The sequence below is a fragment of the Brucella cytisi genome, assembly GCF_038433355.1.
In the GTDB taxonomy this organism is placed as follows: Bacteria; Pseudomonadota; Alphaproteobacteria; order Rhizobiales; family Rhizobiaceae; genus Brucella; species Brucella cytisi.
Genome location: NZ_JBCAUP010000016.1, coordinates 35922 through 62698, shown reverse-complemented (window position 1 = coordinate 62698; position 26777 = coordinate 35922). Strand labels below are relative to the sequence as shown.

Sequence of the window (26777 nt, the reverse complement as noted above, 5' to 3'; positions counted from 1 at the left end):
ATCCCCGCTCTCCACCGGCGGGGCTAACTTTTTTAGGATAGAGCCATGAGCACGTTCAAACCGCTTGTCTTCTCCGGCGTCCAACCGACCGGAAATCTTCACCTCGGCAATTACCTTGGGGCGATCAAGCGGTGGGTCGAGGTTCAGGAAACACAGGAATGCATCTATTGCGTCGTGGACATGCACGCGCTGACCATTTCGCCCGATCCGGCTGAACTGATGCAATCGACCCGTGAAGTCACCGCGGCTTTCCTTGCTGCTGGCATCGACCCGAAGAGAAGTATCGTCTTCAACCAGAGCCGCGTCATGCAGCACGCAGAGCTGGCATGGGTATTTAACTGCATCGCGCGCATCGGCTGGATGAGCCGCATGACCCAGTTCAAGGACAAGGCAGGCAAGGACCGCGAAAACGCTTCGCTGGGCCTGTTCGCTTATCCAAGTCTGATGGCCGCCGACATCCTGCTTTATCGCGCAACCGCGGTGCCGGTGGGTGAGGACCAGAAGCAGCATCTGGAATTGACCCGCGACATTGCGCAGAAATTCAACAACGATTATTCGGATCGCATCGCTTCGCTCGGCGTGGGCGTGGACATGCAGGTGGGTGACGAGCAGGTTTCCGGCTTCTTCCCGATGACGGAACCGATGATCTCCGGCCCTGCCATGCGCATTATGTCGCTGCGCGACGGCACCAAGAAGATGTCGAAGTCCGATCCGTCCGATCTGTCGCGCATCAACCTGATCGACGACGAAGAGACCATCACGAAAAAGATTCGCAAGGCAAAGACCGACTCGGACGGCCTGCCTACCGAGCTCGACGGTCTCGCCGGTCGTCCGGAAGCCGATAATCTGGTTGGCATCTATGCAGCACTTTCCTCTCAATCGAAGGAAGATGTGCTCAACGAATTCGGCGGACGCCAGTTCTCCGAATTCAAGGCATCACTTGCCGATCTCGCGGTAGCAAAGCTTTCGCCGATCACTCATGAGATGCGCCGTCTAGTCGCTGATCCAGCGCACATTGACAGCGTTCTGCGCGACGGTGGTGAGCGGGCTGGCGTGATTGCCGAACAGACCATGCGCCATGTTCGCGACATCGTCGGCTGGCTGCAGAACTAAACTTCTCAATGATTAAGCGAGCGGCAACATTTTTGCTGCCGCTGCTCTTCACTTGAAAATCATCATCCGATCTTCAAGTACCTACCAAATGTCAGCTTGCAGACGGTCAATCCCGATGGCAAATTGCGGCCATGGTATCAAAACGACTTAGCCGGGAAGCCGGTCACCGCCGCAAGTTTCTTGCCGTCATCGATGAGACGCCCGAATGCGGGCGCGCCGTTGCCTATGCCGCGCGCCGTGCAAAAAATACGGGCGGCTCTCTCATCCTGCTTTTCGTGATTGATGACTCTGATTTCCAGCAAATTCTGGGCGTCGGCGAAATCATGCGTTCCGAAGCGCAGGAACGTGCTCGCGCAGCGCTGGAAAAATTCGCCGCAACTGTGCGTGCAGCCCAGGGCATCGAGCCGGAAATCAACATCCGTGAGGGCGAAACCGCCTCGGAATTGATTAGCCTCATCGAAGAAGATCAGGACATCGCCATTCTGGTTCTGGCTGCCGGTTCGGGCAAGGAAGGCCCCGGCCCTCTCGTGCAATCGCTTGCCAGCCGCTCCCAGTTCCCGATCCCGGTTACGGTCATTCCGGCAGGTATGAGCGACGATGACATTGATGCGGTGACCTAATCACCCTATATTGATGACAACTGATACACGCAGCATCGGGACAGCACTTGCGTCCATGAGTATCTGCGCTTACGAGAATCGTTCCAAAATCTGAAAGCGGGACAACTGGCATGTTCATCCAGACTGAAACCACGCCCAACCCGGCGACCCTGAAGTTTCTTCCCGGCAAGGTCGTGATGCCGGAAGGTACCGCCGATTTCCGCGACGCCTCCACCGCGGGCAACACATCGCCGCTCGCAGCTAAGCTTTTTTCGGTCCCGGGCGTGACCGGTGTTTTCTTCGGTTATGACTTCATCACCGTCACCAAGGAAGACGGCGAGTGGCAGCATCTGAAGCCCGCCATTCTTGGCACGATCATGGAACATTTCATGTCGGGCGCACCTGCAATGGCTGGCAACAGCAATGCAGACGCTGCTTCCGCTCATGGCGAAGAAGAATTTTTCGATGAAGCCGATGCCGAAACCGTCGAGATCATCAAGGAACTGATCGAGACCCGCGTTCGTCCGGCAGTTGCACAGGATGGTGGCGACATCACATTCCGCGGTTTCGAGAACGGCACCGTGTTCCTGAACATGAAGGGTGCATGCTCTGGTTGCCCGTCGTCGACTGCAACGCTAAAGCACGGCATTCAGAACCTCCTGCGTCATTTCGTGCCGGAAGTGCAGCAGGTCGAACAGATCTGATCTTACTGAGACTTGTAAAGAAAAAGGCCGCTTGAAGCGGCCTTTTTCACATCTGTCATCATCTGGACTTACTGCTTCACGATGACCTTGGCACCCTGTTCCGTGCGGTCGTAAAGATCCATGATGTCCTGATTCATGAGGCGGATGCAGCCGGAAGACATTGCTTTGCCGATGGACCACCATTCCGGCGTTCCGTGCAGACGATAGCCCGTGTCGCCACCCTTGTTGTAGAGATATAGAGCACGCGCACCGAGTGGGTTGCGCAGGCCGGGGTCCATGCCGTTGCGATATTTTGCCAGTTCCGGTTGGCGCTTGATCATGGCGGAAGGCGGCGTCCAGGTCGGCCATTCCCGCTTCATAGCGACGCGCGCCGTACCGGACCATTCAAATCCTTCACGACCAACACCAATGCCGTAACGCATGGCCTTGCCTTCCGGCATAATGAGATAGAGGAACTTTTCCCGCGTATCGACGATGATCGTGCCGGGGGCTTCGTCCGTTGGATATTTGACGATCTGGCGGCGATATTGCGCCTGGATCTTTTCGCTCGGGATGGCCGGGACGACATAGCCGGCGTCGGTGACCGAAGAATAGGAGGCAGTATAGAAAGTGCCGCCTACGGTCGAGCAGCCTGCCAATGCACCTGCCAGAAAAAGAGCCGTCGTCAGTTTAAGGACGCGAGAATTCATGCATTCCCCCAGATTGGTTCATTCCGTCAATGGGACCACGATGGGCCGGAGATAGAAGCGAATCGCTCATTCTTGTCGAAGATGCGGTAGTATTGTTAACCAGGCGTTAACCGTAAATTGAAAATTCCTTGAATAGGACATTTTTTGGCCATGTTTGCCTTGGTAGCGCGGTTTTCGTACGGCTCGTCCCAGTTTTCTGATTGTTTCGATCTGAATCCACGCACAAAATGCGCCCATGCCAATCGTGATTCCCAACCAGACCCATCCTCTTTCCGACGGCCGACAGTCGGAGAACGCCATGCTGGTGCGGCGTGGCGTGCAGCGTCTTTTTCTGGAAATGGGGCTTGCAACATTGCCTGAACTGCCGCTGGCATCCGGCAGGCGCGCCGACCTGATTGCGGTCAACCGTAAGGGTGAAATCTGGATCGTGGAGATCAAATCGTCGATCGAGGATTGGAAAGCAGATCACAAATGGCCCGAATATCGCGCTTACTGCGACCGGCTGTTCTTCGCCACCCATCCGGCGGTGCCGCGCGAAATATTTCCGCAAGAATGCGGCTTCATTCTCTCTGATGGATATGGGGCGGAAATTATGCGTGATGCGCCAGAGCATAAATTGCCCGGCGCAACGCGAAAGGCGTTGATGCTGCGCTTTGCGCGGGCGGGCGCCGCCCGCCTGACAATCGCTGAACTTGCGGGTCTCGATGTGCCCGAGACAGAAATAGATTGATTTAGCTGTCTGATTTAACGAGGCGCGCGTTTGGCCAGAATGCGCTGCAATGTACGGCGATGCATGTTGAGACGGCGTGCGGTCTCGGAGACATTGCGTTCGCACATTTCATAGACGCGCTGGATATGTTCCCAGCGAACCCGGTCGGCTGACATCGGATTCTCCGGCGGCGCAACCTTTTCGCCGGGACGGCGGGTCAATGCTGCGAAGACCTCATCCGCATCGGCAGGCTTCGACAGATAGTCGATTGCGCCCAGCTTAACAGCGTTCACAGCAGTTGCGATATTGCCGTATCCGGTGAGAACGATGGCGCGCGTATCGGCACGGCGCGAGCGAATAGCTTCTATGATGTCGAGGCCGTTTCCATCGCCGAGCCGCATATCCACGACCGCATAGGCCGGGGCGGCGGCCTTGGCGGCAGCAATGCCTTCCTCAACCGATTCCGCAGTTGTCACCTGAAAACCCCGGCTCTCCATGGCGCGGGCAAGGCGCTGCAAAAAGGGCTTGTCGTCATCAACCAGAAGGAGGGTCGGATCGTTGCCTATGGCTTCGGTGTCTTCCTGCTTCAAGTCGTCCATCGGGTGCTTCCTGCCTGTATTTTTCTTTCCTTATTGATACCCCTGCGTCAAAAAGTCAAATAGCCATTGAATTGTTGAAGCAATTTCAGCATTCGCCCATACGCAGGAATAATGCAAGCCATTGTATTTTCAGAATATTTTTAAGAATAGACACAAGGAATTGATAGCAAAATCGTGCGTAAGCCGCAGTCCTTGGCTCAGATGGCCCAATATTGCCGGGCCTCGGCGGATAGCCCGGCCAGAAAGCTGTCCAGCTCCACTTGATCGATATGCGCACGCAGCGCTTTGGCAACATCGTAAATAGCTGAATCCGGTGCGAAATTATGATCTTTGCGCAAAGACTGCACTTCACGGGTCAATGCCTGTCGGCTCAGAAATGGCGGTTTCGCTTCACCAATATCCCAGTTTGCTACAAAAACAGCACGAAGAACGGGTGGCAGTATCGTGGCAAAGCGAATCGCTTGATCGACCTCCAATCGGTGGCGGAAGGTGAGCAGCACAGCTTCCACCATCGTATAGGCTTGATTGCGTGTAGCGAGCCCTGCCTCATCCCGAGCCATATGGAGAAACTTGTCGAACTCCTCCGTCGCCCTCTGGATTTCAAGCGGAATCGTCATGCTGCATCCCTCTTCAGCCTGATGTGAATGCTGAACGCGGCCACACCACCTTCACTTCTGCGCCCTGTCCGGGATTGTTGCGATTGCGGAAGGTGATATGCGCGCCTGAGCGTTCCAGCAAAGTCTTGGCGATGAACAGACCAAGGCCGAGTCCGCCGCCGTTCCGCGTATTGTCGCGACTCGTCATATAGGGCTCGCCGATACGGTCGAGGATTTCCGGTTTGAACCCCTCGCCATCATCCTGAATGGTCACGCTCACATTACCGTCGGTCCAGCCCCAGGTCACGTTGACCGTACCACGTGCAAAATCGACGGCATTTTCCACCAGATTGCCGAGACCGTAGAGAAGGCCGGGATTGCGCCGGGTGATGGGTTCCGGTTTCGGACCTTCCGTCTTCTGCACATCAATCGTGATACCGAAGTTGCGGTGCGGCGCAATCACCTCTTCGATAAGCGAGGAGAGCGGCAGGCGGGACATATGTTCCTCGCCTTCCGAGGATAGGCTGGTCAGCCGTTGGAGAATTTCCCGGCAGCGCTGGGTCTGGGAATGGAGCAAGGCGATATCTTCGGCAAGGCCCGGATCGGTGGTGCGGGCGCGCTGCATTTCCTTTACCACTAGTGCAATCGTTGCCAGCGGTGTGCCCAATTCATGGGCGGCTGCGGCAGCCAGTCCGTCCAGCGCCGATAGATGCTGTTCACGCTGGAGAATAAGTTCGGCAGCGCTCAACGCATCGCCGAGCTGACGCGCTTCCTCGGCGATACGATAGGCGTAAACGCCAGTGAATCCGAGCGCCGAAATAATGGCGCACCAGATGCCGATGACGAACAGAAACGGCAGGTCCAGCGTTTCGCCCGGATACCAGGGTAGCGGTTCGTGCCTGATGGTAAGCACCGACGTACAGGCAACCACCAGCAAGGCGAGTACCAGCGTATGACGAGCCGAAAGCGACGTCGCCGAGATAATAACGGGCACGATCATCAAAATGATGAAAGGATTCTGCAGCCCGCCAGTGAGATAGAGAAGGCCTGCCAGTTGCAGAACGTCGAACGCCAGAACCAGGCTTGCCGCCGCCGGATTGAGCCGGTGATTGGTCGGAAAACGGAAGGCCAGATAAAGGTTGAGCCATGCTGAACAGGCGATCAGAGCAAAACAGATGCCGACTGCAAGAGGAAATTGCAGATAGAGCGCCACGAACATGACGGCGGCGGTCTGGCCGGCAATGGCCAGCCAACGCACACGTATCAACGTGGTCAGGCGCGGGCGGCGCGAAAGATTGGAAGCGCGATTCTCGAATTCTGCGTGCATGAGTCCCTCTACTCGCTCCTTATGAGACAAGGTCGGGTCTCAACGCAAGCGGAACTGCGTTATCCGGTCGCAGGTTGGAATCAGGTTCCGCGTGGCTTGGCGCGACGCGTCGCTTCCGCATTGGCCGGGTCTTCCGGCCAGACATGCTTCGGGTAGCGTCCGCGCATGTCGGCGCGCACATCCGCCCATGATCCCTTCCAGAAGCCGGGAAGATCACGGGTGATCTGGATCGGACGATGTGCTGGAGAAAGCAGCTCCAGCAAGAGCGGCACCTTGCCATTGGCGATGGCCGGATGAACCCCAAGACCGAAAAGCTCCTGTACACGAACTGCGATCACCGGCTCTTCGGCGTCATAGCGGATCGGAATATTCGATCCGGTCGGCACTTCGAAATGCGTCGGCGCAAGCTGGTCAACACTACGCTGCAGATCGAAGGGTACAAGGCTCATCAGACCGTTCTTCAACACGTGCCCCGGAATGCGGTTAAGTTGCGCTTCGCCCGTCAGGAAGGGCAGCAGCCAATCGTCCAGCCTTTCGACGAGATGGTCGCCATCCATCGAAGGCCACGGATCACCAAGACCGCGATGAAGCCAGCCAAGGCGACGGCGCAGAATATCGGTTTCCCTGCCCCATGGCAAAATATCGAGGCCATGTTCACGCGCAGCGGCAATCACGCCTTCGTCGGCGGCAGCTCCCGAAGGAGCGGCGAGCGGCTTTTCGGAGAGAGCTATCGCGCCGATGCGCACAGCTTCACGAGCCCGCAGGACGTTCTTTTCCGCGTCATAGACGACCTGTCGTCCACTTTCGATCCTGTTACCAAGGGCTGCGCGGATTTCGGTTTCCGAAACTTCCGCGGCAGAAAGAATGCGGGCACGGCCCGCTCTTCCAGACATATCTGCAACCACCAGCCATGGCGCCCTGCTGAGGCTGATAGCGGGATCGACCTCGCCGCCACGTCCATTGGCCAGAAGAAACTGTCCCATCTGCCCGCGAGCCTTGGCTATGCGGTCCGGATAAGCATCAATGAGCATACGACCTACGCTTGAGCCTGCCGCTTCGCCCTTGTTCGGAACATTTGCGGCAAGCCGCCTCGCCAGTCCTTTTGCACGCTGCGCACGATCCGAACGGTCATTGCGAAACCGTGACATGCGGGTCTCTAAATCGGTTTCATTCCCGCCAAGACCACGTTCAGTCAGCAACACAGCGAGTTCAGCCGCCTTCTGCGCCTCGCCACGTTTACCAGCTTCGGCCACCATATGTGCCAGACGTGCAGGAAGGGCCAGCGAACGCATGGCCTCGCCATCTGCAGTCAGGCGCCCTGCTTCATCCAGGGCCTCAAGCCGCATGAGTAGCGCTTTGGCTTCTTTCAAGGCTGGTATCGGCGGTTTGTCGAGCAGCGATAATGTTGCCGGATCAGTCACACCCCACGCAGCCGCATCAAGCACAAGCCCGGACAAGTCAGCTTCCAGAATTTCCGGTGGCGAGAACGCCGGAAGCGACGCCGTCTGCCCCTGATGCCAGAGGCGAATGGCAATGCCCGGCTCGGTACGACCCGCACGGCCGGCACGTTGATCGGCGCTCGCACGCGAAGTCCGCACGGTTTCAAGCCGGGTGAGGCCCGTGGCCGGTTCATATTTCGGCTGGCGTGCAAGTCCGCTGTCGATCACCACGCGCACGCCATCAATCGTGATGGAGGTTTCCGCAATCGAGGTCGCCAGAACAACCTTGCGGTGGCCTGCCGGTGCAGGCTTGATCGCCGCATCCTGATCGCGGCCATCCATTGCACCGTAAAGCGGTGCCAGAATGATATTGGCAGGCAGTAATTTTTCCAGAATGCCTGCCGTGCGTTCGATCTCGCCCTGCCCCGGCAGAAAAGCCAGAATGCTGCCGGTTTCATCCGCCAGCCCATCCCGGATAGCACGCACCATCGCGTCCTCGACCCGTTCATCCGCCTTGCGATCGCGATAGCGAATATCAACGGGAAAAGCGCGCCCTTCACTTTCGATCACCGGCGCATCGCCCAGAAGCGAGGCCACGCGTGCGCCATCAAGCGTTGCCGACATGACGAGAATTTTGAGATCGTCACGCAAGGCTGCCTGCACATCCAGCGCCAGCGCCAATCCAAAATCCGCATCGAGGCTGCGTTCATGGAACTCATCAAACAGGACTGCGGCGACACCCTTGAGGTCTGGATCGTCCAGGATCATGCGCGCAAAGACGCCCTCGGTGACGACAAGGATCTTGGTTTTCCCTGATACCTTGCTTTCAAGGCGCATCCGGTAGCCGACCGTTTCACCCGGTTCCTCGCCCAGGAGCTGCGCCATGCGGCGAGCGGCTGCACGTGCCGCCAGACGACGCGGTTCAAGCAGCACGATCGTGCCATCCTTGCGCCAGTCCGCGTTCAGCATATGAATAGGCACCAGTGTCGTCTTGCCCGCGCCCGGCGGCGCGACAAGGACTGCGCTCGCATGATGCGCCAATGCCTCATCCAGCTGAGGCAGAATTCGTGTCACAGGAAGGTCGGGCAGGCTCGTCAAAATAATTTCCGTCAGATAAGGCTTCCGCTTTCGTGCTTATCACACAGGGAACGCACATGATCCATATTCGAAAATCGAACAGGGCCGATGCGCCCGCGTTGACTGAAATCTGGCGCGCCAGCGTTCTCGCTACGCATGACTTCCTGAGCCGCGATGATTTTCTGGAAATCGAAAAGCTGGTGGCCGAGCAATATCTGCCGAACGTCGAAGTCTGGCTTATTGAAGACGCTGGCAAGCCGATCGGCTTCATGGGCATGAGCGAGCATCATATCGATAGCCTGTTCATCGCACCTGATCAGCACGGCAAAGGCATCGGCAAACAGATGATAGCGCATGCAAAAACGCTCGGCAGTCCGCTGACAGTCGATGTGAACGAGCAGAACCTGCAGGGTGTCGGCTTTTACCGGCATATGGGGTTTGTCGAAACCGGGCGTTCGGAGACAGACGACCAGGGACGCCCCTATCCACTCCTGCATCTGCGGTTGGCGACCAACAATTGACATACTCCCCTAGAGTATATAGATTTCGCTGAAATCGGGAGTTTCCATGCCGCATTCACCGGAAGACAAGAAGCGCGCCTTGACTCGCCTGCGCCGCATTCGCGGACAGGCCGAAGCGTTGGAGCGCGCGGTGGAGGCTGGCACGGAATGCGCGGCATTGTTGCAGCAGATTGCAGCACTGCGCGGTGCGGCCAACGGGTTGATGGCGGAAGTGCTGGAAAGTCACTTCCGTGAGACATTTGGGCAGGAAACCAAAGCTGACCCCGATACACAAATCGACGAAATCATGCGGATTTTACGCACCTACCTCAAATGAGTGCGTTGCTCTAAGATAGACTGAAAGGGAGAAACATCGTCATGAAATCACGCGCAGCCGTTGCGTGGGAGGCGAAAAAGCCGCTCACCATCGAAACAGTCGAGATTGGCGGTCCACGGGCTGGCGAAGTGCTGGTCGAAATCATGGCGACGGGCGTTTGCCATACAGATGCCTACACCCTTTCGGGCCTTGATTCCGAAGGCAAATTCCCGGCGATCCTTGGCCATGAAGGCGCGGGCATTGTTCGCGAAGTGGGCGCAGGCGTCACCTCCGTCAAGCCAGGTGATCATGTCATCCCGCTTTACACGCCGGAATGCCGCCAGTGCAAAACCTGCCTGTCGCAGCGCTCCAACCTCTGCACCTCGATCCGCGCCACGCAAGGCCAGGGCCTGATGCCGGACCGCACCACCCGCTTTTCCTGCGATGGCGGCGAAGTGTTCCACTATATGGGCTGCTCGACCTTCTCGAACTTCACCGTTCTGCCGGAAATCGCTGTCGCCAAAGTCCGCGAAGACGCGCCTTTCGACAAGATCTGCTACATTGGCTGCGGCGTGACGACCGGTATCGGTGCCGTGATCTACACGGCAAAGGTTCGCCCGGGTTCCAATGTTGTTGTGTTCGGTCTTGGCGGCATTGGCCTCAATGTCATTCAGGGTGCACGCATGGTTGGTGCCGACAAGATCATCGGCGTGGACATCAATCCATCCAAGGTCGAGATGGCCAAGAAATTTGGCATGACCGACTTCATCAACCCGCGCGAGATCGGCAATGACAAGGTGGTGCAGGCTATTCAGGACCTGACCGACGGCGGCGCGGACTATTCGTTCGACGCCACCGGCAATACCGACGTCATGCGTCAGGCGCTGGAATGCTGCCATCGCGGCTGGGGTGAATCGATCATCATCGGTGTGGCGGAAGCGGGCAAGGAAATTGCCACGCGTCCATTCCAGCTGGTCACCGGCCGCGTCTGGAAAGGCACTGCCTTCGGCGGCGCGCGCGGTCGCACCGACGTGCCAAAAATCGTTGACTGGTACATGGAAGGCAAGATCAACATCGACGATCTTATCACCCACACCATGCCGCTTGATGAAATCAACACGGCTTTCGATCTGATGCATGAAGGCAAGTCCATTCGCTCGGTGATTGTCTACTGATGAGTGAAAAGCTTCTCGTTTCCCAATGGGATGAACTCGACAATCTGGGCCCGCGCGCGCTTTATGCGATGCTGAAGCTGCGCGTGGACGTCTTCGTGGTCGAGCAGAAATGCCCTTATCCGGAGATCGACGGCAAGGATTTCGAGGCATTTCACTTGCGCATTCTCGATGGCGAGGAACTTGCAGCGAGCCTGCGAGTTCTGCCACCTGAACAGGCTGGCAAACCGGTGAAAATCGGGCGCGTTGTCGTGGCACCGGATTATCGCGGCTACAAGCTCGGCCAGCGCCTGATGAAAGAGTCGGTAGAATTTGCACATGAACGATTCCCGAACATCGCGATCGAACTTGGCGGACAAAGCCATTTGCGGAAATTCTACGGGTCGTTCGGCTTTGTCGCGATTTCGGAAGAGTATCTCGAAGATGGTATACCGCATGTCGATATGCGGTTAAATCCAAAGGAAGTAGCAGCCTGATGTTTCTGCTGCGCCGCCATATGTCGTTCTATCTTGGCGCTCTTGGTGGCGTAGCAACATTCATCATTGCCTGGCTTTTCAAAAGCCCTCTTGCCCCGGTCATCGGTGCAAACTGCTTCTTCGTGCTCTATCTGGGGCTGGCGGCATCTGCCCTGCCAAAGCTCACGGCCAGCTTTTTGAAAAAGCACGCCGCAAGTGCTGACGAACCTGTCTGGATCATCTTTCTGGTGACTTTCGCGACCGTTCTCGTCGCAATCGTCTCGCTGTTCATTCTCATCAACGGCGAGAAAAAGGCCGATACATTCTCACTTGTGATGACACTCGCTTCCGTGCCTCTCGGCTGGTTCACCATTCATATGATGACGGCGATCCATTATGCGCACGTATACTGGCAGCCAGGTGAGCCTGCGGGCGGCGATACCAGCCATGCCAGCCATTATCGTGGCGGCTTTGAATTCCCCGGCACACAAGAACCATCCGGCTGGGATTTTGCCTATTTCGCCTATGTCATCGGCATGACGGCGCAAACCTCCGATACGAGCGTGACGACGCCTGCCATGCGCAAGGTAACGCTGCTGCATAGCATCGTCTCCTTCTTCTTCAATACCGTGCTGGTCGCCGCTTCTGTCAATGTTGCGGTGGCGCTCGGAAGCTGAACAAAACTGGAAATTTTCTATGGAAACGATTTCGACTGCAAAGTGCTTTGATGGAACGCAAGGCGTCTATCGCCACAAAAGCGAGACGAACCGGTGCGACATGACCTTTGCCGTCTTCCTGCCGCCGCAGGCAAAAGACGGTCCGATGCCTGTACTCTGGTATCTTTCCGGCCTCACCTGCACGCATCAGAATGTCATGGACAAAGGCGAATATCGGCAAATGGCCGCAGAGTTGGGAATTGCCGTCATTTTCCCAGATACAAGCCCGCGCGGCGATGACATTCCGGATGAACCCGATAACTGGCAATTCGGCAAGGGTGCCGGTTTTTATGTTGATGCCACACAGGAACCTTTCGCCAAAAACTACCAGATGTACAGCTACATTACGCAAGAGCTGACCAATCTGGTGGCACGCGAATTTCCACTCGATATGTCGCGGCAAGCAATCACTGGCCATTCCATGGGCGGACATGGCGCTTTGACAATTGCGCTTAAGAACCCGGATCGCTTCAAGTCAGCATCCGCCTTTGCACCCATCGTCCAGCCTTCGACGGCAGGCTGGTCCAGACCGGCACTGGAGAAATATCTCGGACCAGAAGAACGGGCTTGGCGCGCCTATGACGCCACGCTGCTCATCGAAGACGGCTATCGGTTCCCGGAATTTCTGGTCGATCAGGGTACCGCAGACGGTTTTCTTGATGATGGCTTGCGTCCATGGCTTCTGGAAGAGGCTTGCAAGAAGGCTGGCATTCCTCTCACGCTCAATATGCGTGAAGGCTATGACCATTCATATTTCTTCATCTCAACCTTCATGGACGATCATCTGAAATGGCACGCTGAACGCCTTAAGAGCTAATCAGCGCTTCATCACTTTCATCGGTAGACCACCTTGCGGCTGAGTAGTGAGCTTCTGCACGGGCCATGGCTTCGTCGTTTCCAGCACCTCGAAACGACGACCGTCGAGCAGGATGGCGAGTGCAATCACAGCCTCCTGCAAGGCAAAGCTTGCGCCGATACAGACGCGCGGGCCTGCCCCAAAAGGCAAATATTGGAAACGGTCGAGCTTGTCGCGGTTTTCGGGCCAGAAGCGGTCAGGCATGAAAGCGTCCGGCTGGTCCCAGTAGAGCCTATGACGATGAATGACCCATGGCATAACCAGTACGGTCGCGCCCTTCGGGATTTGCAAGTCATCGTATGTATCGTCGGTTGCCGCCTCGCGATTGATCGACGGCGCTGGCGGATATAGTCGCATAGCTTCCTCGAAGGCCGCACGTGTGAAAGGCAGCGATGCCAGCCATTCCTGCGGCGGCAGATCACGTCCGCCTTTTGCAAAAAATCCGTCGATTTCCAATTCGATGCGCTCGCGTTCACGCGGTGCCTTCGCGAGCAGATAAAGCGTCCAGCCAAGCGCACGGGCGGTCGTCTCGTGACCGGCACCAATGAAGGTGATGATGTTGTCCTCGATTTCGGAGCGGCTCAGGCCGTCCGGTCCTTCGGCCCGCAACAGCAGGGTGAGGAAGTCGCTCGGCACGTCTTCGCCCTTGTCCATGCGCGTTTTACGCAGCGCGATCGTGTTTGAGACCAGCTCGCGGAAGAAACCAAGCGATTGCTGTCCGCGCAACCGCGTGAGGCGCGGCAGCCAGTCGGGCAGCCCCAGAAGGTCGAACGGATCGACCCGCCCCATGGTCTCGAACAGCTTGTCGATCTGGTGGGCGAAGTCGTTTGGATCGCCTGCGATCTCGCCGGAAAACAGCGTCTCCGCCAGAATATCATAGGTCAGGAGCGTCATGTCATGGGCGACATCGGTAATCGTACCGGGGGTCTTGTATCGCTCAACGAACTGCAGCGACCGGTCGCGCATGGCCTCGGCAAAACCACCGATATGACGCGGCGTGAAAACCGGCGCCATGGCTTTTCGCGACCGCTTCCACACCTGGCCTTCAGCCGTCAGCAGGCCGTCGCGCAACAAGGGGCGTAGCACGCGCTGACGAATGGCGGACATGGGATAATTGGCTGCATTGTCGACCAGCACATGGCGGATCAGCCCCGGATCATTGGCGATGATGGTTTTCATGCCGAACCAACTGACGGAAATCCACCGCTCGTTATAGGAAGGCTCCCCCCAAAGCTCGAGCGGGTTCTTGTAGACGACCCGCATCATCTCGAAACGCCCCACCGGCTTTTCGCGCGGGCGCGGTGCGGGCGGCACAAATGGAACCGGTCTTTCGCTCATGACGTTCGCAATTTCCATCAAGCGTTCCTTTCGTCATAAAACAGGTCGAGAACGCCCCCGTCAAACCCGATATAAGCGTCAATTGTGGCGGTTCCAGAAGCCAAGCGGCACCGGTACTGTTCTCATATGAACCAACTGCCGGAATCCCCGGCAAATTTACCGCCAAAATTTGGAAAAAAAGCCTTTAGCACCTATATTAAAGCCATGTTTGTCGCGTGATTCGACATATCTTTGAAGCTGCATTCGCAGCGCGTTTTTCGAAAGATTTTCATGAGCGAGATGCCCGAGATGAATTCCGAAGCCCCCGCCGAGTATGGCGCGGATTCCATTCGTGTTCTGAAAGGCCTGGATGCTGTTCGCAAGCGTCCCGGCATGTATATCGGTGACACGGATGACGGCTCCGGCCTGCATCATATGGTCTACGAGGTCGTGGACAATGCGATCGACGAAGCGCTGGCAGGACATGCCACGCTTGTCACTGTCGCCCTCAACCCGGACGGCTCCTGCACCGTGACCGATAATGGTCGTGGCATTCCGACCGACATCCATAAGGAAGAAGGCGTTTCAGCGGCCGAGGTCATCATGACCCAGCTTCACGCCGGTGGTAAGTTCGACCAGAATTCCTACAAAGTTTCCGGCGGTCTGCACGGAGTTGGCGTTTCGGTTGTGAACGCGCTGTCGATCTGGCTGAAGCTGAAGATCCGTCGTGCCGGCAAGATTCATGAGATGAGCTTTACCCATGGCGTGGCCGATGCCCCGCTCGTGGTAACCGGTGATGCCGGTGCGGAGACGGGTACGGAAGTCAGCTTCCTGCCCTCGCCTGATACTTTCAGCATGGTCGAATTCGATTTCGATACGCTGGAGCGCCGCCTGCGCGAACTCGCCTTCCTCAATTCCGGTGTGCGCATCAAGCTCACCGACCGCCGTCATGCGGATGTGGTTGAGCATGAGTTGCACTATGATGGCGGGCTTGTGGAATTCGTGAAATATATCGACCAGAGCAAGAAATCGCTTCTGGAAGAGCCGATTTATATCCGCAGTGAAAAAGACGGCATGACGGTTGAAGTCGCCATGTGGTGGAACGATTCCTACCACGAGAAGGTGCTGTGCTTCACCAACAACATCCCGCAGCGCGATGGCGGCACGCATCTGGCCGGTTTCCGCGGCGCGCTGACCCGTCAGGTGACGGGCTATGCCGATGCTTCGGGCATGACCAAAAAGGAAAAGGTGACGCTGACCGGCGATGACTGCCGCGAAGGCCTGACCGCCGTTCTTTCGGTCAAGGTTCCTGATCCGAAGTTCTCGTCGCAGACCAAGGACAAGCTGGTTTCCTCGGAAGTTCGCCCCGTTGTGGAAAGCCTCGTCAACGAAGCGCTTTCGACGTGGCTGGAAGAACATCCGGCTGGTGGCAAGGTCGTGGTTGAAAAGGTCATTCAGGCAGCCGCTGCACGTGAAGCTGCCCGCAAGGCGCGCGACATCACCCGCAAGAGCAATCTGAGCGTGACGTCCCTGCCCGGCAAGCTTGCCGACTGTCAGGAGCGCGATCCGGCCAAGTCTGAAATCTTTATCGTCGAGGGTGACTCGGCAGGTGGCTCTGCAAAGAGCGGTCGTTCGCGCCAAAACCAGGCCATCCTGCCGCTGCGCGGAAAGATCCTCAATGTGGAACGCGTCCGCTTCGACCGCATGATCTCGTCCGATCAGGTTGGCACGCTGATTACTGCGCTCGGTACATCAATCGGCAAGGATGAAACGCACGGTTTCAACCCGGACAAGCTGCGCTATCACAAGATCATCATCATGACCGATGCTGACGTCGACGGCGCGCATATTCGTACATTGCTGCTAACCTTCTTCTTCCGGCAGATGCCGGAACTGATCGAGCGCGGCCATATCTATATCGCCCAGCCGCCGCTCTATAAGGTCTCGCGCGGCAAGTCCTCGCAATACATCAAGAACGAGGCCGCCTTCGAAGACTTCCTCATCGAGACAGGTCTTGAAGAAGCCAAGCTGGAAATGGCAAGCGGCGAAGTTCGCGCCGGGCCTGACTTGCGTTCGGTGGTGGAAGATGCTCGCACTATGCGTCAGCTTCTGGCGGGTCTTCACACGCGCTATGACCGTCGCGTGGTGGAGCAGGCTGCCATCGCAGGGCTCCTGCATCCGGATGCATCAAGGGACAATGCAACCGCACAGCGTTCCGCCGATACTGTTGCAAAGCGTCTCGACATGATCTCGGAAGAAACCGAACGTGGTTGGGAAGCACATGTAACGGAAGATGGCGGCTACCGCTTCGAGCGCATGGTGCGCGGCGTGAAGGACATTGCCATTCTCGACATGGCATTGCTCGGTTCTGCCGATGCCCGTCAGATCGATCGCGTGGCTTCGCGTTTGTCAGAGGTCTTTGCCGAGCCGCCTGTGCTGCGCCGCAAGGACAAGGTAGAGACACTTTCCGGCCCGATGGGCCTGCTCGACGCAATCTTTGCGACGGGCCGCAAGGGCCTGACCCTGCAGCGCTACAAAGGCTTGGGCGAAATGAACGCCGAACAGCTTTGGGAAACCACACTCGATCCGAACGTGCGTTCGCTGCTGCAGGTCAAGGTGACAGATGCGACCGATGCCGATTCACTCTTTTCGCGCCTGATGGGCGACGACGTGGAACCGCGGCGCGAGTTCATTCAGGAAAACGCGCTGAGCGTTGCCAATCTGGACGTTTAAAAAACACAAACCCCGAAGAGCCGGAAAGCTTCTCGGGGTTTTATAATACCCAAAGAAAAGCCCGCTATTTAGCGGGCTTTTCTTTTATCGTGTTATTTACTCGCCGCGACGCTTCTTGCTGTAACCGCCGCCTTCAGGCTTTTTACCGCCCTTTTTGAAGCCATCTTTCTTGAAGTCGTCTCCACGGGAGAAATCACGTGGCTTGTCCCACTTGTCGCCTTTATAGCCGTCGCTCTTGTAGCCATCCCGGAAGCCGCCTTCCTTGAACTTGTCGCCGCGTGGTTTGAAACCACCCTTGCCTTCGCGCGGAGCAGCGTCACCGCCTGCACCTGCAACGGCAGTGCGGATCACAAGACCCTTTTCGCCGGTACCACGTTCTTCGACCGAACGGCGGAACTCATCGGCCTTCGAAGCCGTGATTTCGAAGCGGGTTTCATTGTCAAAAATCTTGATCGAACCGACATCGCGCTTGGAAACATCGCCCGCCTTGCAGATGAGCGGCAGCAGCCACTTCGGATCGGCGCGATGCTTGCGACCGGCAGAAACCGAGAACCAAACACCGTCAAAATGTGCATTGCGGTCGAAACGTTCGCCCGGCTCACGACGCTCGCCGCGTTCGAAGCGGTCGCCACGATCAGAACGTTCGCCTTTTTCAAAACGATCTCTGGGCTTCTTGCCACCAACCGGATGCACCGGTGCATCGGAAACTTCTTCCGCTGCCGGATAGGAAGCCACTTCGCGGTTGAGGAAAGCGGCGGCAATCTGTTCCGGCGTATAACGCTCGGTCAGCGCCTTCAGGAGATCCTGATATTCTTCTTCAACCGGCTGGTTGAAGACTTCCGCATTCAAAATACGCTCATTGGTCTTGGCCTGAACAGCAGCGATGCTTGGTGCCGGAACCGTCTGCGCATCGAGCTTCGCCATATGCAGAAGGCGCTCTGCAGTGCGGCGACGCGAGAACGGCACAACCAGCACACAGGTGCCCTTGCGACCGGCACGACCCGTACGCCCCGAACGATGCAGCATCGTCTCGGGATTGTTCGGAAGATCGGCATGAATGACAAGGTCGAGATTGGGCAGATCGATGCCGCGCGCAGCAACGTCGGTTGCCACGCAGACGCGGGCACGACCGTCGCGCATTGCCTGCAATGCATTGTTGCGTTCGGCCTGGCTCAATTCGCCCGACAGCGCAACCACGGCAAAGCCGCGATTGGAAAGCCGGCTTGCCATGTGCTTCACCGCTTCGCGGGTCGAGCAGAAAATGATCGAGTTCTGGGAATCGTAATAGAGCAGCGTATTGATGATCGCGTGGTCGCGCTCATGCGGCGGCACCGGCATGGCGACATAGTCGATATCGGCGTGCTGGCTGGTTTCGCTCTGGACGGTGAGGCGAAGTGCATCGTTCTGGAAGCGCTTGGCAAGCTGGGCAATCTGCTTCGGCACGGTTGCCGAGAACATCAGCGTGCGGCGGTCTTCCGGTGCTTCGCCGAGGATGAATTCGAGATCTTCGCGAAAGCCCATGTCGAGCATTTCGTCGGCTTCATCGAGAACGACAGCACGCAGCTCCGACATGTCGAGAGCGTCACGGGTAATGTGATCGCGTAGACGTCCTGGCGTACCGACAACGATATGAGCGCCACGTTCCAGCGCGCGACGCTCGGTGCGGATATCCATACCGCCAACGCAGGATGCGATGCGCGCGCCGGTATCGGCATAAAGCCATTCCAGCTCGCGGCGAACCTGAAGTGCCAGTTCGCGCGTCGGCGCGATGATCATGGCAAGCGGCGCACCGGCATCGCTGAAACGCAGCTCGTCTTCGAGGATGGTGTTGGCCATTGCGAGGCCGAAAGCGACCGTCTTGCCTGATCCGGTCTGTGCGGAAACGAGAAGATCGGCATCAAGCGTTTCAGGCGCCAGAACGGCGTTTTGAACGGCGGTGAGTGTATTATAACCGCGAGCGGCTAATGCTCCGGACAGAGCCGGAGCGATGGTTTCGGGCAAAGACATGAACCACTTTCACGAAAAAAGCTTCTCAAGCCGTATACCCATTGGTCGTGAACCCACTTGTCCACGACTCCCCTGACGACCACCGAAGCAACAGAATTGATGCTTCCCTATAGGGTTGGACCGCTCAGGTCAACCGGCCAAACCTCAGAGCGCAATTCGATCCGATTGAATCGTACCGCCGCTCTGGTCTTTTTGACGCGCATTTGGCCCGAAAACCGTTTCACACTTTTCGGAATGCGCTCTAATGCGCCTCATCCCAGTTATGCGCTGCGCGCGCATCGACATGCAGCGGTACAGCAAGCGAGACGGCAGGCATCGCCGCATTTTCCATAATGTGACGAACGACCGGTATGGTCTTTTCGACTTCATTATCAGGCACTTCGAAGATCAGTTCATCGTGCACTTGCAACAACATGCGCGCGGCAAGATTTTGCTCCGCCAGCGCATCTTCCATGCGGATCATGGCGCGGCGGATAATGTCGGCGGCGGAACCCTGTATTGGCGCATTGATGGCAGCGCGCTCGTTGAAAGCGCGGACCTGCGGGTTGGATGCCCTGATATCGGGATAATGCGCACGGCGGCCGAAAATCGTTTCGACATAACCATGCTCACGCGCGAAAGCCTTGGTCGCCTCCATGTAGTCCTTGATGCCAGGGAAGCGCTCGAAATAGGTCCGAATATATTGCCCTGCTTCTTCGCGCGGAATCGACAACTGGTTTGCCAAACCGAATGCGGAAATGCCATAGATGATGCCGAAATTGATTGCCTTGGCGCGTCGACGCACTTCCGACGGCATACCTTCCACCGGCACACCGAACATTTCGGATGCCGTCATGGCGTGAATGTCTATGCCGTCGGCAAAGGCCTGTTTCAGTTGCGCGATATCGGCCACATGGGCCAGCACGCGCAGTTCGATCTGGCTGTAATCGGCAGAAACCAGCTTGTTACCGGGTTCGGCAATGAAGGCTGTCCTGATCTTGCGGCCTTCTGCGGTGCGAACCGGAATATTTTGCAGGTTCGGGTCGGATGACGAAAGACGTCCGGTCGAAGTGGACGCCATCGCATAGGACGTATGAACACGCTTGGTCTCAGGGTTGATGAACCCCGGTAGCGCATCGGTATAGGTGGATTTGAGCTTGGTGAGCTGACGCCAGTCGACGATCTTGCGCGGCAGCGGATGACCTTCCGCAGCAAGGTCTTCCAGCACCTGCGCAGACGTGGACCATTGACCGGTCTTGGTCTTCGACGCGCCCGACAAACTCATCTTGCCAAACAGAATATCGCCAAGCTGCCTGGGCGAACCGATATTGAATCTTTCACCTGCCAGTTCGTAAATCTCGTCTTCATAGGCAGCGGCAGCCTGTGCCAAATCGCCGGAAAGACGCGACAGTACCTGGCGGTCAACGGCAATGCCGCGTTCTTCCATGCGCGCCAGAACATCGACCAGCGGACGTTCCAGACGTTCATAGACCGACATCAGTCCTTCAGCTGCAAGACGCGGTTTCAGAACTTGCCACAGGCGCAAGGTCACATCGGCGTCTTCTGCCGCATAAGCCGTGGCACGGTCGAGATCGACCATATCGAAGCTGACAGCGCTCTTGCCGCTTCCCGCCACGTCCTTATAGGGAATTGGCGTATGACCGAGCCAACGCTCGGACAACGGGTCCATGCCATGGCTACTCGTGCCAGCATCAAGCACATAGGAAATCAGCATCGTATCGTCGAACGAGACTGTATTGATCCCATGGCGGCGCATGACCAGCCAGTCATATTTCATGTTCTGCGCGATCTTGAGAACGGAAGCATCCTCAAGCACGATCTTCAAAGCGGCCAGCGCCTCATCCCGCGGAATTTGTCCTTCGACCATGCCGCCGCCGAGAAGATCACCGGCGCCAGACTTGTGTTGGAGCGGAATATAAGCGGCTCTGCCCGGCGCCAAGGCCAGAGAAAAACCAACCAGCTCCGCCTGCATCGGATCAAGCGACGTCGTTTCCGTATCGAAGGCCAAAACACCGGTTTCAACCGCCTCTGCGAGCCAGAGTTTCAGCGTGGCGATATCGCGAATGCAGGTATAAGCGCCCGTATCGATTGTCTGTGCGGTAGCTTCTGTCGCCCGCTTTTCTGCGAGCGCCTTCGGCGTGTAGCCCTGATCCAAGGCAGCGACAGCGGGTGTCGGTTGCGACGCAGCATTATCAGCTTTGGCGGGAACATCGACATCGGGACCATGAGCGTCTGCGCCCCAGTCTGTCTCCACATGGCACGGCTCGACAGCCGATGCGTCGGTGTCAGTCGCCTCGGCCACCCGGCGGGTGAGCGAAGTGAATTCCATAGCCTTCAGGAAGCCGATCAGCTTCGGGCCGTTCTGCGGCTCCAGCACCAGACTGTCCAGATCGACATCCAGCGGCACGTCAGTCTTGAGTGTAACCAGCTCGCGCGAAATCTTCGTCTGGTCGGCAAACGCCAGAATGTTCTCGCGACGCTTGTTCTGCTTGATTTCGGAAGCGCGGACCAGAAGCGTATCGAGATCGCCGAATTCTTCCAGCAATTGCGCCGCCGTCTTCGGCCCGATGCCAGGAATGCCAGGAACATTGTCGGTGCTGTCGCCAGTAAGCGATTGCAGGTCGATCATCTTTTCCGGCGAAACGCCCCATTTCTCGATCACTTCCGGGATCGAAATCTGCTTGTCCTTCATGCTGTCATACATCGATACGCTTGACGTCACGAGTTGCATGAGATCCTTGTCGGACGAAACGATGGTGACATCGCCGCCAGCCTGCTCGGCAATACGGGCATAGGTCGCGATCAGGTCGTCAGCCTCGAAACCTTCCTTCTCGATGCAGGGCAGATTGAACGCGCGCGTTGCCTGACGGATGAGGCCGAACTGGGGAATGAGATCTTCCGGCGGCGCGGTGCGATTGGCCTTGTATTCAGGATAGATTTCATTGCGGAACGTCTTCGACGAATAATCGAAGATGACCGCGAAATGGGTCGGCACCACGCCCACATCGGTGTTGCGCGCATCTTTCAAGAGCTTCCATAGCATGTTGCAGAAGCCCGAGACGGCGCCGACCGGCAGACCATCCGTCTTGCGGGTCAGCGGTGGCAGGGCATGATAGGCGCGGAAAATATAGCCCGAACCGTCAACGAGAAAGAGATGATCACCTTTTTTCATAAGCTAGAATTAGAGGAAATGACGCCTAAAGAAAACCACTCCCGTGTCAGGAGAAACATCCGTCCACGTGAAAGAAAATCCATCACGTCGCGGTAACACGTTTGTTACAGATTTGTAATCTTCCGTGCCCTTGAATAGCCACAGTTGAAAGGCCAAATCTCAATCATCGACAGTTCGTCGGTCGCCGGTTTTCTGACCCGTCCCCCGTTGGATGCCGGATGTTAGCGGTAGCCTCATTCCCCTCTCCGGGCTGCCGCTTTGAGTGTAGTGACATGGCCGTTGCGGTACCCCCTCACCGTAACGGCCAATTCATTTTATCGAGGCTCTTCTTTCTTCCAAACCGGGTTTCATCCTGACGACGCTGGTTGTAGTGTGCCGCCAGTTTACGTTACGACTCGTCAGGAAGTTTCCATGTCCCAGCAATCGTCTGCGCAATCGCTCGACAAAGTACTCAGCCACCTCGACGCCAATCTCGATCAGAGCCTCGATCGCCTGTTCGATCTTTTGCGGATCAAGTCGATTTCGACCGACCCGGCCTACAAGGCCGATTGCCGCAAGGCTGCGGAATGGCTCGTCGGAGATTTGAAGACAATCGGTTTCGATGCCAGTGTGCGCGACACGCCCGGCCACCCAATGGTGGTTGCCCATCATGAAGGCGCGACACCGGATGCGCCGCACGTGCTGTTCTATGGTCACTATGACGTGCAGCCGGTCGATCCGCTAAATCTTTGGGAAAACGATCCTTTCGATCCGGCTATCAAGGACGTGGGTAATGGCCGCAAGATCCTGACCGGTCGCGGCACGTCCGACGACAAGGGCCAGCTCATGACCTTTGTGGAAGCCTGTCGCGCATACAAGGCGATCAATGGCAATCTGCCAGTCAAGGTGACACTCCTGTTTGAAGGTGAAGAGGAATCCGGCTCGCCATCGCTGAAGCCGTTCCTCGACGCCAACAAGCAAGAGCTGAAGGCCGATGTGGCACTCGTCTGCGACACGGCCATGTGGGACGCAGAAACACCTGCCATCAGCGTGGGCTTGCGCGGTCTCGTCGGCGAGGAGATCGTCATCAAGGCAGCCGATCGCGATCTCCATTCCGGCTTCTTCGGCGGTGCTGCGGCGAACCCGATCCACATCCTGACAAAAATTCTGGCCGACCTGCACGACGAAACCGGACGTGTGACAGTTCCCGATTTCTATGAGGGCGTAGAAGAAACACCGACGCAGATTCTGAAGTCATGGGAAAGCCTTGGCCGCACGGCTGAAAACTTCCTCGGTCCGATCGGTCTGTCCATTCCATCCGGCGAAAAAGGCCGCAGCGTTCTGGAACTGACATGGGCGCGCCCGACCGCTGAAGTCAACGGCATCACCGGCGGCTATACCGGCGAAGGCTTCAAGACCGTCATTGCAGCGGAAGCTTCCGCCAAGGTTTCGTTCCGTCTTGTCCACAAGCAGGACCCCGTCAAAATCCGCGAAGCCTTCCGCACGTTCGTCAAGGAACGTCTGCCAGCCGATTGTTCGGTCGAGTTCCATCCGCATGGCGGCTCGCCAGCCATCCAGCTACCCTACGATTCACCGCTTGTTTCTAAGGCCAAGGATGCGCTTTCCGACGAATGGCCGAAGCCAGCCGTGTTGATCGCCATGGGCGGCTCAATCCCGATTGTCGGCGACTTCGACAAGTTCCTCGGCATGGAATCGCTGCTGGTGGGCTTTGGCCTCGAAGATGACCGCATCCATTCGCCCAATGAAAAATACGAGCTGAACTCCTTCCACAAGGGACAACGCTCTTGGGCACGTATTATGGCGGCTATCGCCGCCAAGTAGGTCGCGTATTATGGCGGCTACTGCCGCGAAGTAAGGATAATTGAATGACCATCCGTTTTCACAAGAACGATCTGCCGAACCTCGATAACTATCAGGTCGATGCGGTCGCCATCGACACCGAAACGCTGGGCCTGAACCCGCATCGCGACCGGCTTTGCGTGGTGCAAATTTCACCCGGTGACGGCACGGCAGATGTGATTCAGATTGAAGCCGGTCAGAAGAAGGCCCCCAATCTGGTCAAGCTTCTGAAGGATCGCTCGATCACCAAGATCTTTCATTTTGGCCGCTTCGATCTGGCCGTGCTGGCACAGGCTTTCGGCACCATGCCGCAACCTGTGTTCTGCACCAAGATCGCATCGAAGCTGACCCGTACCTATACGGACCGCCATGGCCTGAAAGAGCTTTGCAACGAGCTTCTCGACGTTTCGATTTCCAAGCAGCAGCAATCATCGGACTGGGGAGCGGAAACACTGTCAGCTGCGCAGCTCGAATATGCGGCTTCCGACGTGCTCTATCTGCATCGTCTGAAAGCCGTGCTCGATCAGCGGCTGGAACGCGATGGCCGTGCGAAACAGGCCGAAGCCTGCTTCAAGTTCCTGCCAACGCGCTCGGAACTCGATCTGATGGGCTGGCCCGAGGACGACATTTTCGCCCATTCGTGATGAGATCAAACGGCGGCGGTAGCCGCCGTCTTCTTTTGCGGCGCCTGATCGATATAGGCCCAGCCGGGACGGCGGAACAGAAACTGTCCGTAACCGCTCCACTGGATAAAGCCATAAAGAATGACCGGACCGATGACGCCGCTGGCTGTCGTCAGGAGCGAGACTGTACCGATATCGCCAATGCCGAGTTTCAGCAGCGCTGTGCGGGCAATGGCCATCGGCAGGAAGAAAGCCAGATAGACGACAATCGAATGCGCACCGAGCCAGCTCAAGCCTTGATGCAGCCAGTTTCTGGCCGACAGCAGGCTGAGGAGCGAAGATATGCAAATGATTGCCAGCGCACCCACCAGGCCCAGGAGAAGTGAAACGACCGGCAGATCGCTGATTGCGCCCCGCCCATCCAGAAGGTCGCTTGCGGGTGATATCAGCGCGGCAAGGCTTTCCGGCACTGGCATGAAGACGAACTTATATTCGATCAAGCCCCAGACCAGCAGTCCGGCAACACCGATGAGCGGGCGCTGTCGAAGCCAGTCCGCAGCCCGGAAGATGGCGGGAGCAAAAGCATAACCCGCATAGAAATAGACGAAACGGGAGCAGAACTCGTCGACCATAATCCAACCCGTATGGATCGGCAGGATTTCGAGAAATGCCAGCGCCGTAAAGGTCACGCCTACCGGCACGCGCTTCAAAAGCCGTGTCGCGATGAAGAAAACAGGCAGGATATAGATGAACCAGAGCGTTCCGAACGGTTCGATGAACGCCATCAGATAGGCGTTCACCACACCGGAAACTCCGGCTTCGCTGGCAATGCCCGGTGCCTTGAGTGCAAACTGGATCGTCAGCCACAGAATATAGAAATAGAGAAAATGCACGACCTTGCGGTCGAGATAACGCCGCCATGGCCGGTCGATCACAAGACTGAGAAACAAGCCTGATATCATGAAGAAATCCGGCATACGGAAGGGTTTGGCAAAGGCGACCACATACTGCATCCAGCCCTGGGCACCGGCTGCTTTCTCCACGCCCAGCGTCGAATGCATCATGACCACGAAGATGATGCAGATACCCTTGGCAATATCGACCCAGTCGACCCGCCCATTCATGCCCTTGGCGTCATGCATTTCCGTTTTCCCCGCAAGTTCTGTCGCCTTCTATAACGCGACAACGGCGGAATTACATCCGGCATAACTTACGCGTGCCTGCGCCATATTGCGCCTGACGACGTCAAGACTCCTCACAGGGTGCTCACGCTAACGTGTACCGCTCTGGCGACATTCCCCTTGATGTGTCTCGTTTGCTACAGACTTTTGACAGTAATCGCTTATATTAAGGACAAATATTGGTTCTGAGACTTTCCTTCAGGAGGTTTATCATGAAGCTCAAGGCCCTTCTTCTTGCATCGACTGTCGCCCTTGTGGTCGCTACAGGCGCAAAGGCTGCCGACGCTGTCATCGAGCAGGAACCAGTTCCGGTTGTGGTTGCACCAACCTTTACCTGGAGCGGTGCTTACATCGGTGGCCAGATCGGCTACGGCTGGGGCAAGTCCGATTTCAGCGGTGACGTCTATAGCTTTGGCAACGTCAAGCCGGATGGCTTCCTCGGCGGCATCTATGCCGGTTACAACTTCGATCTCGGCAACAGCATCGTTCTCGGTATCGACGGCGACGTGACCTACAACGATGTTTCCAAGGACATCGATGTCTACAGCGGTGACCTCGCAGTTGGCGATTTCGAAACCAAGCTTCGCTGGTCCGGTGCCGTTCGCGCACGCGTCGGTTATGCGGTTGATCGCTTCATGCCCTACCTCGCCGGTGGTGTTGCATTCGGCAACATCAAAAACAGCGGCAGCATTGACGGTATCGGCAGCTTCTCCGAAAGCAAGACGCTTACCGGCTGGACTGCAGGCGCCGGCGTTGACTATGCCGCAACCGACAACCTGATCGTTCGCCTCGAATATCGCTACACCGACTATGGCGATAAGGACATTGAGTTTGGCGGCCTGAATGTCAATCAGGACTTCAAGACCAACGAAGTACGCCTCGGCGTCGCATATAAGTTCTAATTCTGATTGAAAACATATCTGAAAAGGCTCCGCATCGCGGGGCCTTTTTTCGTTGGCATACGCCTGAATTTATTTGGATAAAATTTATTGATAACTAAAATACATAGAACGAAAAACATTCGGAGTTTGCTTTTTA

At 56.9% G+C, this 26777-nt stretch carries 23 protein-coding genes; 14 read left to right on the top strand and 9 right to left on the bottom strand.

Going from position 1 to position 26777, the window contains the following annotated elements; genetic code table 11:
- Positions 1 to 45: 45 nt before the first annotated feature.
- From trpS to AAE521_RS16305, 3 genes are all read left to right on the top strand, one after another.
- Complete coding sequence (gene trpS, locus AAE521_RS16315; RefSeq protein ID WP_071632907.1) at positions 46 to 1113, top strand: tryptophan--tRNA ligase; 1068 nt, start codon at positions 46 to 48, stop codon at positions 1111 to 1113.
- Between the two features lie 131 nt (positions 1114 to 1244).
- Positions 1245 to 1733: a universal stress protein gene (locus AAE521_RS16310; RefSeq protein WP_010657989.1), complete on the top strand. Its 489-nt coding sequence runs from the start codon at positions 1245 to 1247 to the stop codon at positions 1731 to 1733.
- Between the two features lie 110 nt (positions 1734 to 1843).
- A complete protein-coding gene (locus AAE521_RS16305) occupies positions 1844 to 2416 on the top strand; it encodes a NifU family protein (protein ID WP_071632906.1) in 573 nt (190 codons plus the stop codon).
- 68 nt (positions 2417 to 2484) lie between these two features.
- Here the strand turns inward: AAE521_RS16305 and AAE521_RS16300 are convergent, their stop codons facing one another.
- Positions 2485 to 3105 (bottom strand): L,D-transpeptidase, encoded by a 621-nt coding sequence (locus AAE521_RS16300; protein WP_010657987.1) that lies wholly within the window; start codon positions 3103 to 3105, stop codon positions 2485 to 2487.
- 235 nt (positions 3106 to 3340) lie between these two features.
- Here AAE521_RS16300 and AAE521_RS16295 point away from each other — a divergent pair, with 235 nt between their 5' ends.
- On the top strand, positions 3341 to 3835 hold the full coding sequence (locus AAE521_RS16295; RefSeq protein WP_071632905.1) for an MmcB family DNA repair protein: 495 nt from the start codon (positions 3341 to 3343) through the stop codon (positions 3833 to 3835).
- Positions 3836 to 3849: 14 nt separating this feature from the next.
- Here AAE521_RS16295 and regA read toward each other — a convergent pair whose 3' ends face one another.
- The 4 genes from regA to hrpB form a co-directional block, all read right to left on the bottom strand.
- Positions 3850 to 4413 (bottom strand): global response regulator transcription factor RegA, encoded by a 564-nt coding sequence (regA, locus tag AAE521_RS16290; RefSeq protein WP_006465866.1) that lies wholly within the window; start codon positions 4411 to 4413, stop codon positions 3850 to 3852.
- Between the two features lie 197 nt (positions 4414 to 4610).
- Positions 4611 to 5030 carry a DUF2267 domain-containing protein gene (locus AAE521_RS16285; RefSeq protein ID WP_071632904.1) on the bottom strand — a complete coding sequence of 140 codons (420 nt, stop codon included), beginning with the start codon at positions 5028 to 5030 and terminating at the stop codon, positions 4611 to 4613.
- A 13-nt stretch (positions 5031 to 5043) separates the two neighbouring features.
- Positions 5044 to 6336: an ActS/PrrB/RegB family redox-sensitive histidine kinase gene (locus AAE521_RS16280; RefSeq protein ID WP_071632903.1), complete on the bottom strand. Its 1293-nt coding sequence runs from the start codon at positions 6334 to 6336 to the stop codon at positions 5044 to 5046.
- Positions 6337 to 6416: 80 nt separating this feature from the next.
- A complete protein-coding gene (gene hrpB / locus AAE521_RS16275) occupies positions 6417 to 8873 on the bottom strand; it encodes an ATP-dependent helicase HrpB (protein WP_071632902.1) in 2457 nt (818 codons plus the stop codon).
- A gap of 56 nt (positions 8874 to 8929) precedes the next feature.
- On the opposite strand from hrpB, the gene AAE521_RS16270 reads away from it, so the two are divergent.
- The 6 genes from AAE521_RS16270 to fghA are packed head-to-tail and all read left to right on the top strand — an operon-like array spanning position 8930 to position 12828.
- Positions 8930 to 9373, top strand: coding sequence for an acetyltransferase (locus AAE521_RS16270; protein ID WP_071632901.1), 444 nt, complete (start codon positions 8930 to 8932; stop codon positions 9371 to 9373).
- Between the two features lie 46 nt (positions 9374 to 9419).
- Positions 9420 to 9689, top strand: a complete 270-nt coding sequence (locus tag AAE521_RS16265) for a metal/formaldehyde-sensitive transcriptional repressor (RefSeq protein WP_010657981.1) — start codon at positions 9420 to 9422, stop codon at positions 9687 to 9689.
- A 41-nt stretch (positions 9690 to 9730) separates the two neighbouring features.
- Positions 9731 to 10843 carry an S-(hydroxymethyl)glutathione dehydrogenase/class III alcohol dehydrogenase gene (locus AAE521_RS16260; RefSeq protein WP_071632900.1) on the top strand — a complete coding sequence of 371 codons (1113 nt, stop codon included), beginning with the start codon at positions 9731 to 9733 and terminating at the stop codon, positions 10841 to 10843.
- Positions 10843 to 11316 carry a GNAT family N-acetyltransferase gene (locus tag AAE521_RS16255; RefSeq protein ID WP_071632899.1) on the top strand — a complete coding sequence of 158 codons (474 nt, stop codon included), beginning with the start codon at positions 10843 to 10845 and terminating at the stop codon, positions 11314 to 11316. Before AAE521_RS16260 ends, AAE521_RS16255 begins: the two co-directional genes overlap by 1 nt.
- Entirely contained in the window at positions 11316 to 11972 is a 657-nt protein-coding gene (locus AAE521_RS16250) for a DUF1345 domain-containing protein (RefSeq protein WP_342061857.1), read from the top strand. The genes AAE521_RS16255 and AAE521_RS16250 overlap by 1 nt, the downstream gene beginning before the upstream one ends.
- Positions 11973 to 11991: 19 nt before the next feature.
- Entirely contained in the window at positions 11992 to 12828 is an 837-nt protein-coding gene (gene fghA / locus AAE521_RS16245) for an S-formylglutathione hydrolase (RefSeq protein ID WP_342061856.1), read from the top strand.
- Here fghA and AAE521_RS16240 read toward each other — a convergent pair whose 3' ends face one another.
- Positions 12829 to 14223, bottom strand: a complete 1395-nt coding sequence (locus AAE521_RS16240) for a cytochrome P450 (RefSeq protein ID WP_206044326.1) — start codon at positions 14221 to 14223, stop codon at positions 12829 to 12831. It abuts the gene before it with no gap.
- 252 nt (positions 14224 to 14475) lie between these two features.
- Between AAE521_RS16240 and gyrB the strand changes: the two genes are divergently transcribed.
- On the top strand, positions 14476 to 16917 hold the full coding sequence (gene gyrB, locus AAE521_RS16235) for a DNA topoisomerase (ATP-hydrolyzing) subunit B (protein WP_342061855.1): 2442 nt from the start codon (positions 14476 to 14478) through the stop codon (positions 16915 to 16917).
- A gap of 96 nt (positions 16918 to 17013) precedes the next feature.
- On the opposite strand, the gene AAE521_RS16230 is transcribed toward gyrB, so the two are convergent.
- The gene (locus AAE521_RS16230) at positions 17014 to 18924 is read right to left on the bottom strand and encodes a DEAD/DEAH box helicase (RefSeq protein WP_071632896.1); all 1911 of its coding nucleotides are present in this window, start codon (positions 18922 to 18924) and stop codon (positions 17014 to 17016) included.
- A gap of 241 nt (positions 18925 to 19165) precedes the next feature.
- Positions 19166 to 22096, bottom strand: coding sequence for a DNA polymerase I (gene polA, locus AAE521_RS16225; RefSeq protein ID WP_342061854.1), 2931 nt, complete (start codon positions 22094 to 22096; stop codon positions 19166 to 19168).
- Positions 22097 to 22507: 411 nt separating this feature from the next.
- Between polA and AAE521_RS16220 the strand changes: the two genes are divergently transcribed.
- Both AAE521_RS16220 and AAE521_RS16215 read left to right on the top strand, forming a co-directional pair.
- Positions 22508 to 23917 carry a dipeptidase gene (locus tag AAE521_RS16220; RefSeq protein WP_342061853.1) on the top strand — a complete coding sequence of 470 codons (1410 nt, stop codon included), beginning with the start codon at positions 22508 to 22510 and terminating at the stop codon, positions 23915 to 23917.
- Positions 23918 to 23961: 44 nt separating this feature from the next.
- On the top strand, positions 23962 to 24579 hold the full coding sequence (locus AAE521_RS16215) for a ribonuclease D (protein WP_342061852.1): 618 nt from the start codon (positions 23962 to 23964) through the stop codon (positions 24577 to 24579).
- A 5-nt stretch (positions 24580 to 24584) separates the two neighbouring features.
- Here the strand turns inward: AAE521_RS16215 and AAE521_RS16210 are convergent, their stop codons facing one another.
- Positions 24585 to 25700: an acyltransferase family protein gene (locus AAE521_RS16210; RefSeq protein ID WP_342061851.1), complete on the bottom strand. Its 1116-nt coding sequence runs from the start codon at positions 25698 to 25700 to the stop codon at positions 24585 to 24587.
- 251 nt (positions 25701 to 25951) lie between these two features.
- Here AAE521_RS16210 and AAE521_RS16205 point away from each other — a divergent pair, with 251 nt between their 5' ends.
- Positions 25952 to 26641 (top strand): outer membrane protein, encoded by a 690-nt coding sequence (locus AAE521_RS16205; protein ID WP_071632891.1) that lies wholly within the window; start codon positions 25952 to 25954, stop codon positions 26639 to 26641.
- The last annotated feature ends 136 nt before the right edge of the window (positions 26642 to 26777 follow it).

What these genes read in the sequence shown, in the direction of transcription:
- trpS (WP_071632907.1), top strand. Translation starts at nt 46, where the DNA reads ATGAGCACGTTCAAACCGCTTGTCTTCTCCGGCGTCCAACCGACCGGA.
- AAE521_RS16270 (WP_071632901.1), top strand. Translation starts at nt 8,930, where the DNA reads ATGATCCATATTCGAAAATCGAACAGGGCCGATGCGCCCGCGTTGACT.
- polA (WP_342061854.1), bottom strand. Translation starts at nt 22,096, where the DNA reads ATGAAAAAAGGTGATCATCTCTTTCTCGTTGACGGTTCGGGCTATATT.
- AAE521_RS16310 (WP_010657989.1), top strand. Translation starts at nt 1,245, where the DNA reads ATGGTATCAAAACGACTTAGCCGGGAAGCCGGTCACCGCCGCAAGTTT.
- AAE521_RS16255 (WP_071632899.1), top strand. Translation starts at nt 10,843, where the DNA reads ATGAGTGAAAAGCTTCTCGTTTCCCAATGGGATGAACTCGACAATCTG.
- fghA (WP_342061856.1), top strand. Translation starts at nt 11,992, where the DNA reads ATGGAAACGATTTCGACTGCAAAGTGCTTTGATGGAACGCAAGGCGTC.
- regA (WP_006465866.1), bottom strand. Translation starts at nt 4,413, where the DNA reads ATGGACGACTTGAAGCAGGAAGACACCGAAGCCATAGGCAACGATCCG.
- AAE521_RS16220 (WP_342061853.1), top strand. Translation starts at nt 22,508, where the DNA reads ATGTCCCAGCAATCGTCTGCGCAATCGCTCGACAAAGTACTCAGCCAC.
- gyrB (WP_342061855.1), top strand. Translation starts at nt 14,476, where the DNA reads ATGAGCGAGATGCCCGAGATGAATTCCGAAGCCCCCGCCGAGTATGGC.
- AAE521_RS16260 (WP_071632900.1), top strand. Translation starts at nt 9,731, where the DNA reads ATGAAATCACGCGCAGCCGTTGCGTGGGAGGCGAAAAAGCCGCTCACC.
- AAE521_RS16230 (WP_071632896.1), bottom strand. Translation starts at nt 18,924, where the DNA reads ATGTCTTTGCCCGAAACCATCGCTCCGGCTCTGTCCGGAGCATTAGCC.
- AAE521_RS16295 (WP_071632905.1), top strand. Translation starts at nt 3,341, where the DNA reads ATGCCAATCGTGATTCCCAACCAGACCCATCCTCTTTCCGACGGCCGA.
- AAE521_RS16205 (WP_071632891.1), top strand. Translation starts at nt 25,952, where the DNA reads ATGAAGCTCAAGGCCCTTCTTCTTGCATCGACTGTCGCCCTTGTGGTC.
- AAE521_RS16265 (WP_010657981.1), top strand. Translation starts at nt 9,420, where the DNA reads ATGCCGCATTCACCGGAAGACAAGAAGCGCGCCTTGACTCGCCTGCGC.
- AAE521_RS16280 (WP_071632903.1), bottom strand. Translation starts at nt 6,336, where the DNA reads ATGCACGCAGAATTCGAGAATCGCGCTTCCAATCTTTCGCGCCGCCCG.
- AAE521_RS16305 (WP_071632906.1), top strand. Translation starts at nt 1,844, where the DNA reads ATGTTCATCCAGACTGAAACCACGCCCAACCCGGCGACCCTGAAGTTT.
- AAE521_RS16210 (WP_342061851.1), bottom strand. Translation starts at nt 25,700, where the DNA reads ATGCATGACGCCAAGGGCATGAATGGGCGGGTCGACTGGGTCGATATT.
- AAE521_RS16240 (WP_206044326.1), bottom strand. Translation starts at nt 14,223, where the DNA reads ATGGAAATTGCGAACGTCATGAGCGAAAGACCGGTTCCATTTGTGCCG.
- AAE521_RS16300 (WP_010657987.1), bottom strand. Translation starts at nt 3,105, where the DNA reads ATGAATTCTCGCGTCCTTAAACTGACGACGGCTCTTTTTCTGGCAGGT.
- AAE521_RS16285 (WP_071632904.1), bottom strand. Translation starts at nt 5,030, where the DNA reads ATGACGATTCCGCTTGAAATCCAGAGGGCGACGGAGGAGTTCGACAAG.
- AAE521_RS16215 (WP_342061852.1), top strand. Translation starts at nt 23,962, where the DNA reads ATGACCATCCGTTTTCACAAGAACGATCTGCCGAACCTCGATAACTAT.
- AAE521_RS16250 (WP_342061857.1), top strand. Translation starts at nt 11,316, where the DNA reads ATGTTTCTGCTGCGCCGCCATATGTCGTTCTATCTTGGCGCTCTTGGT.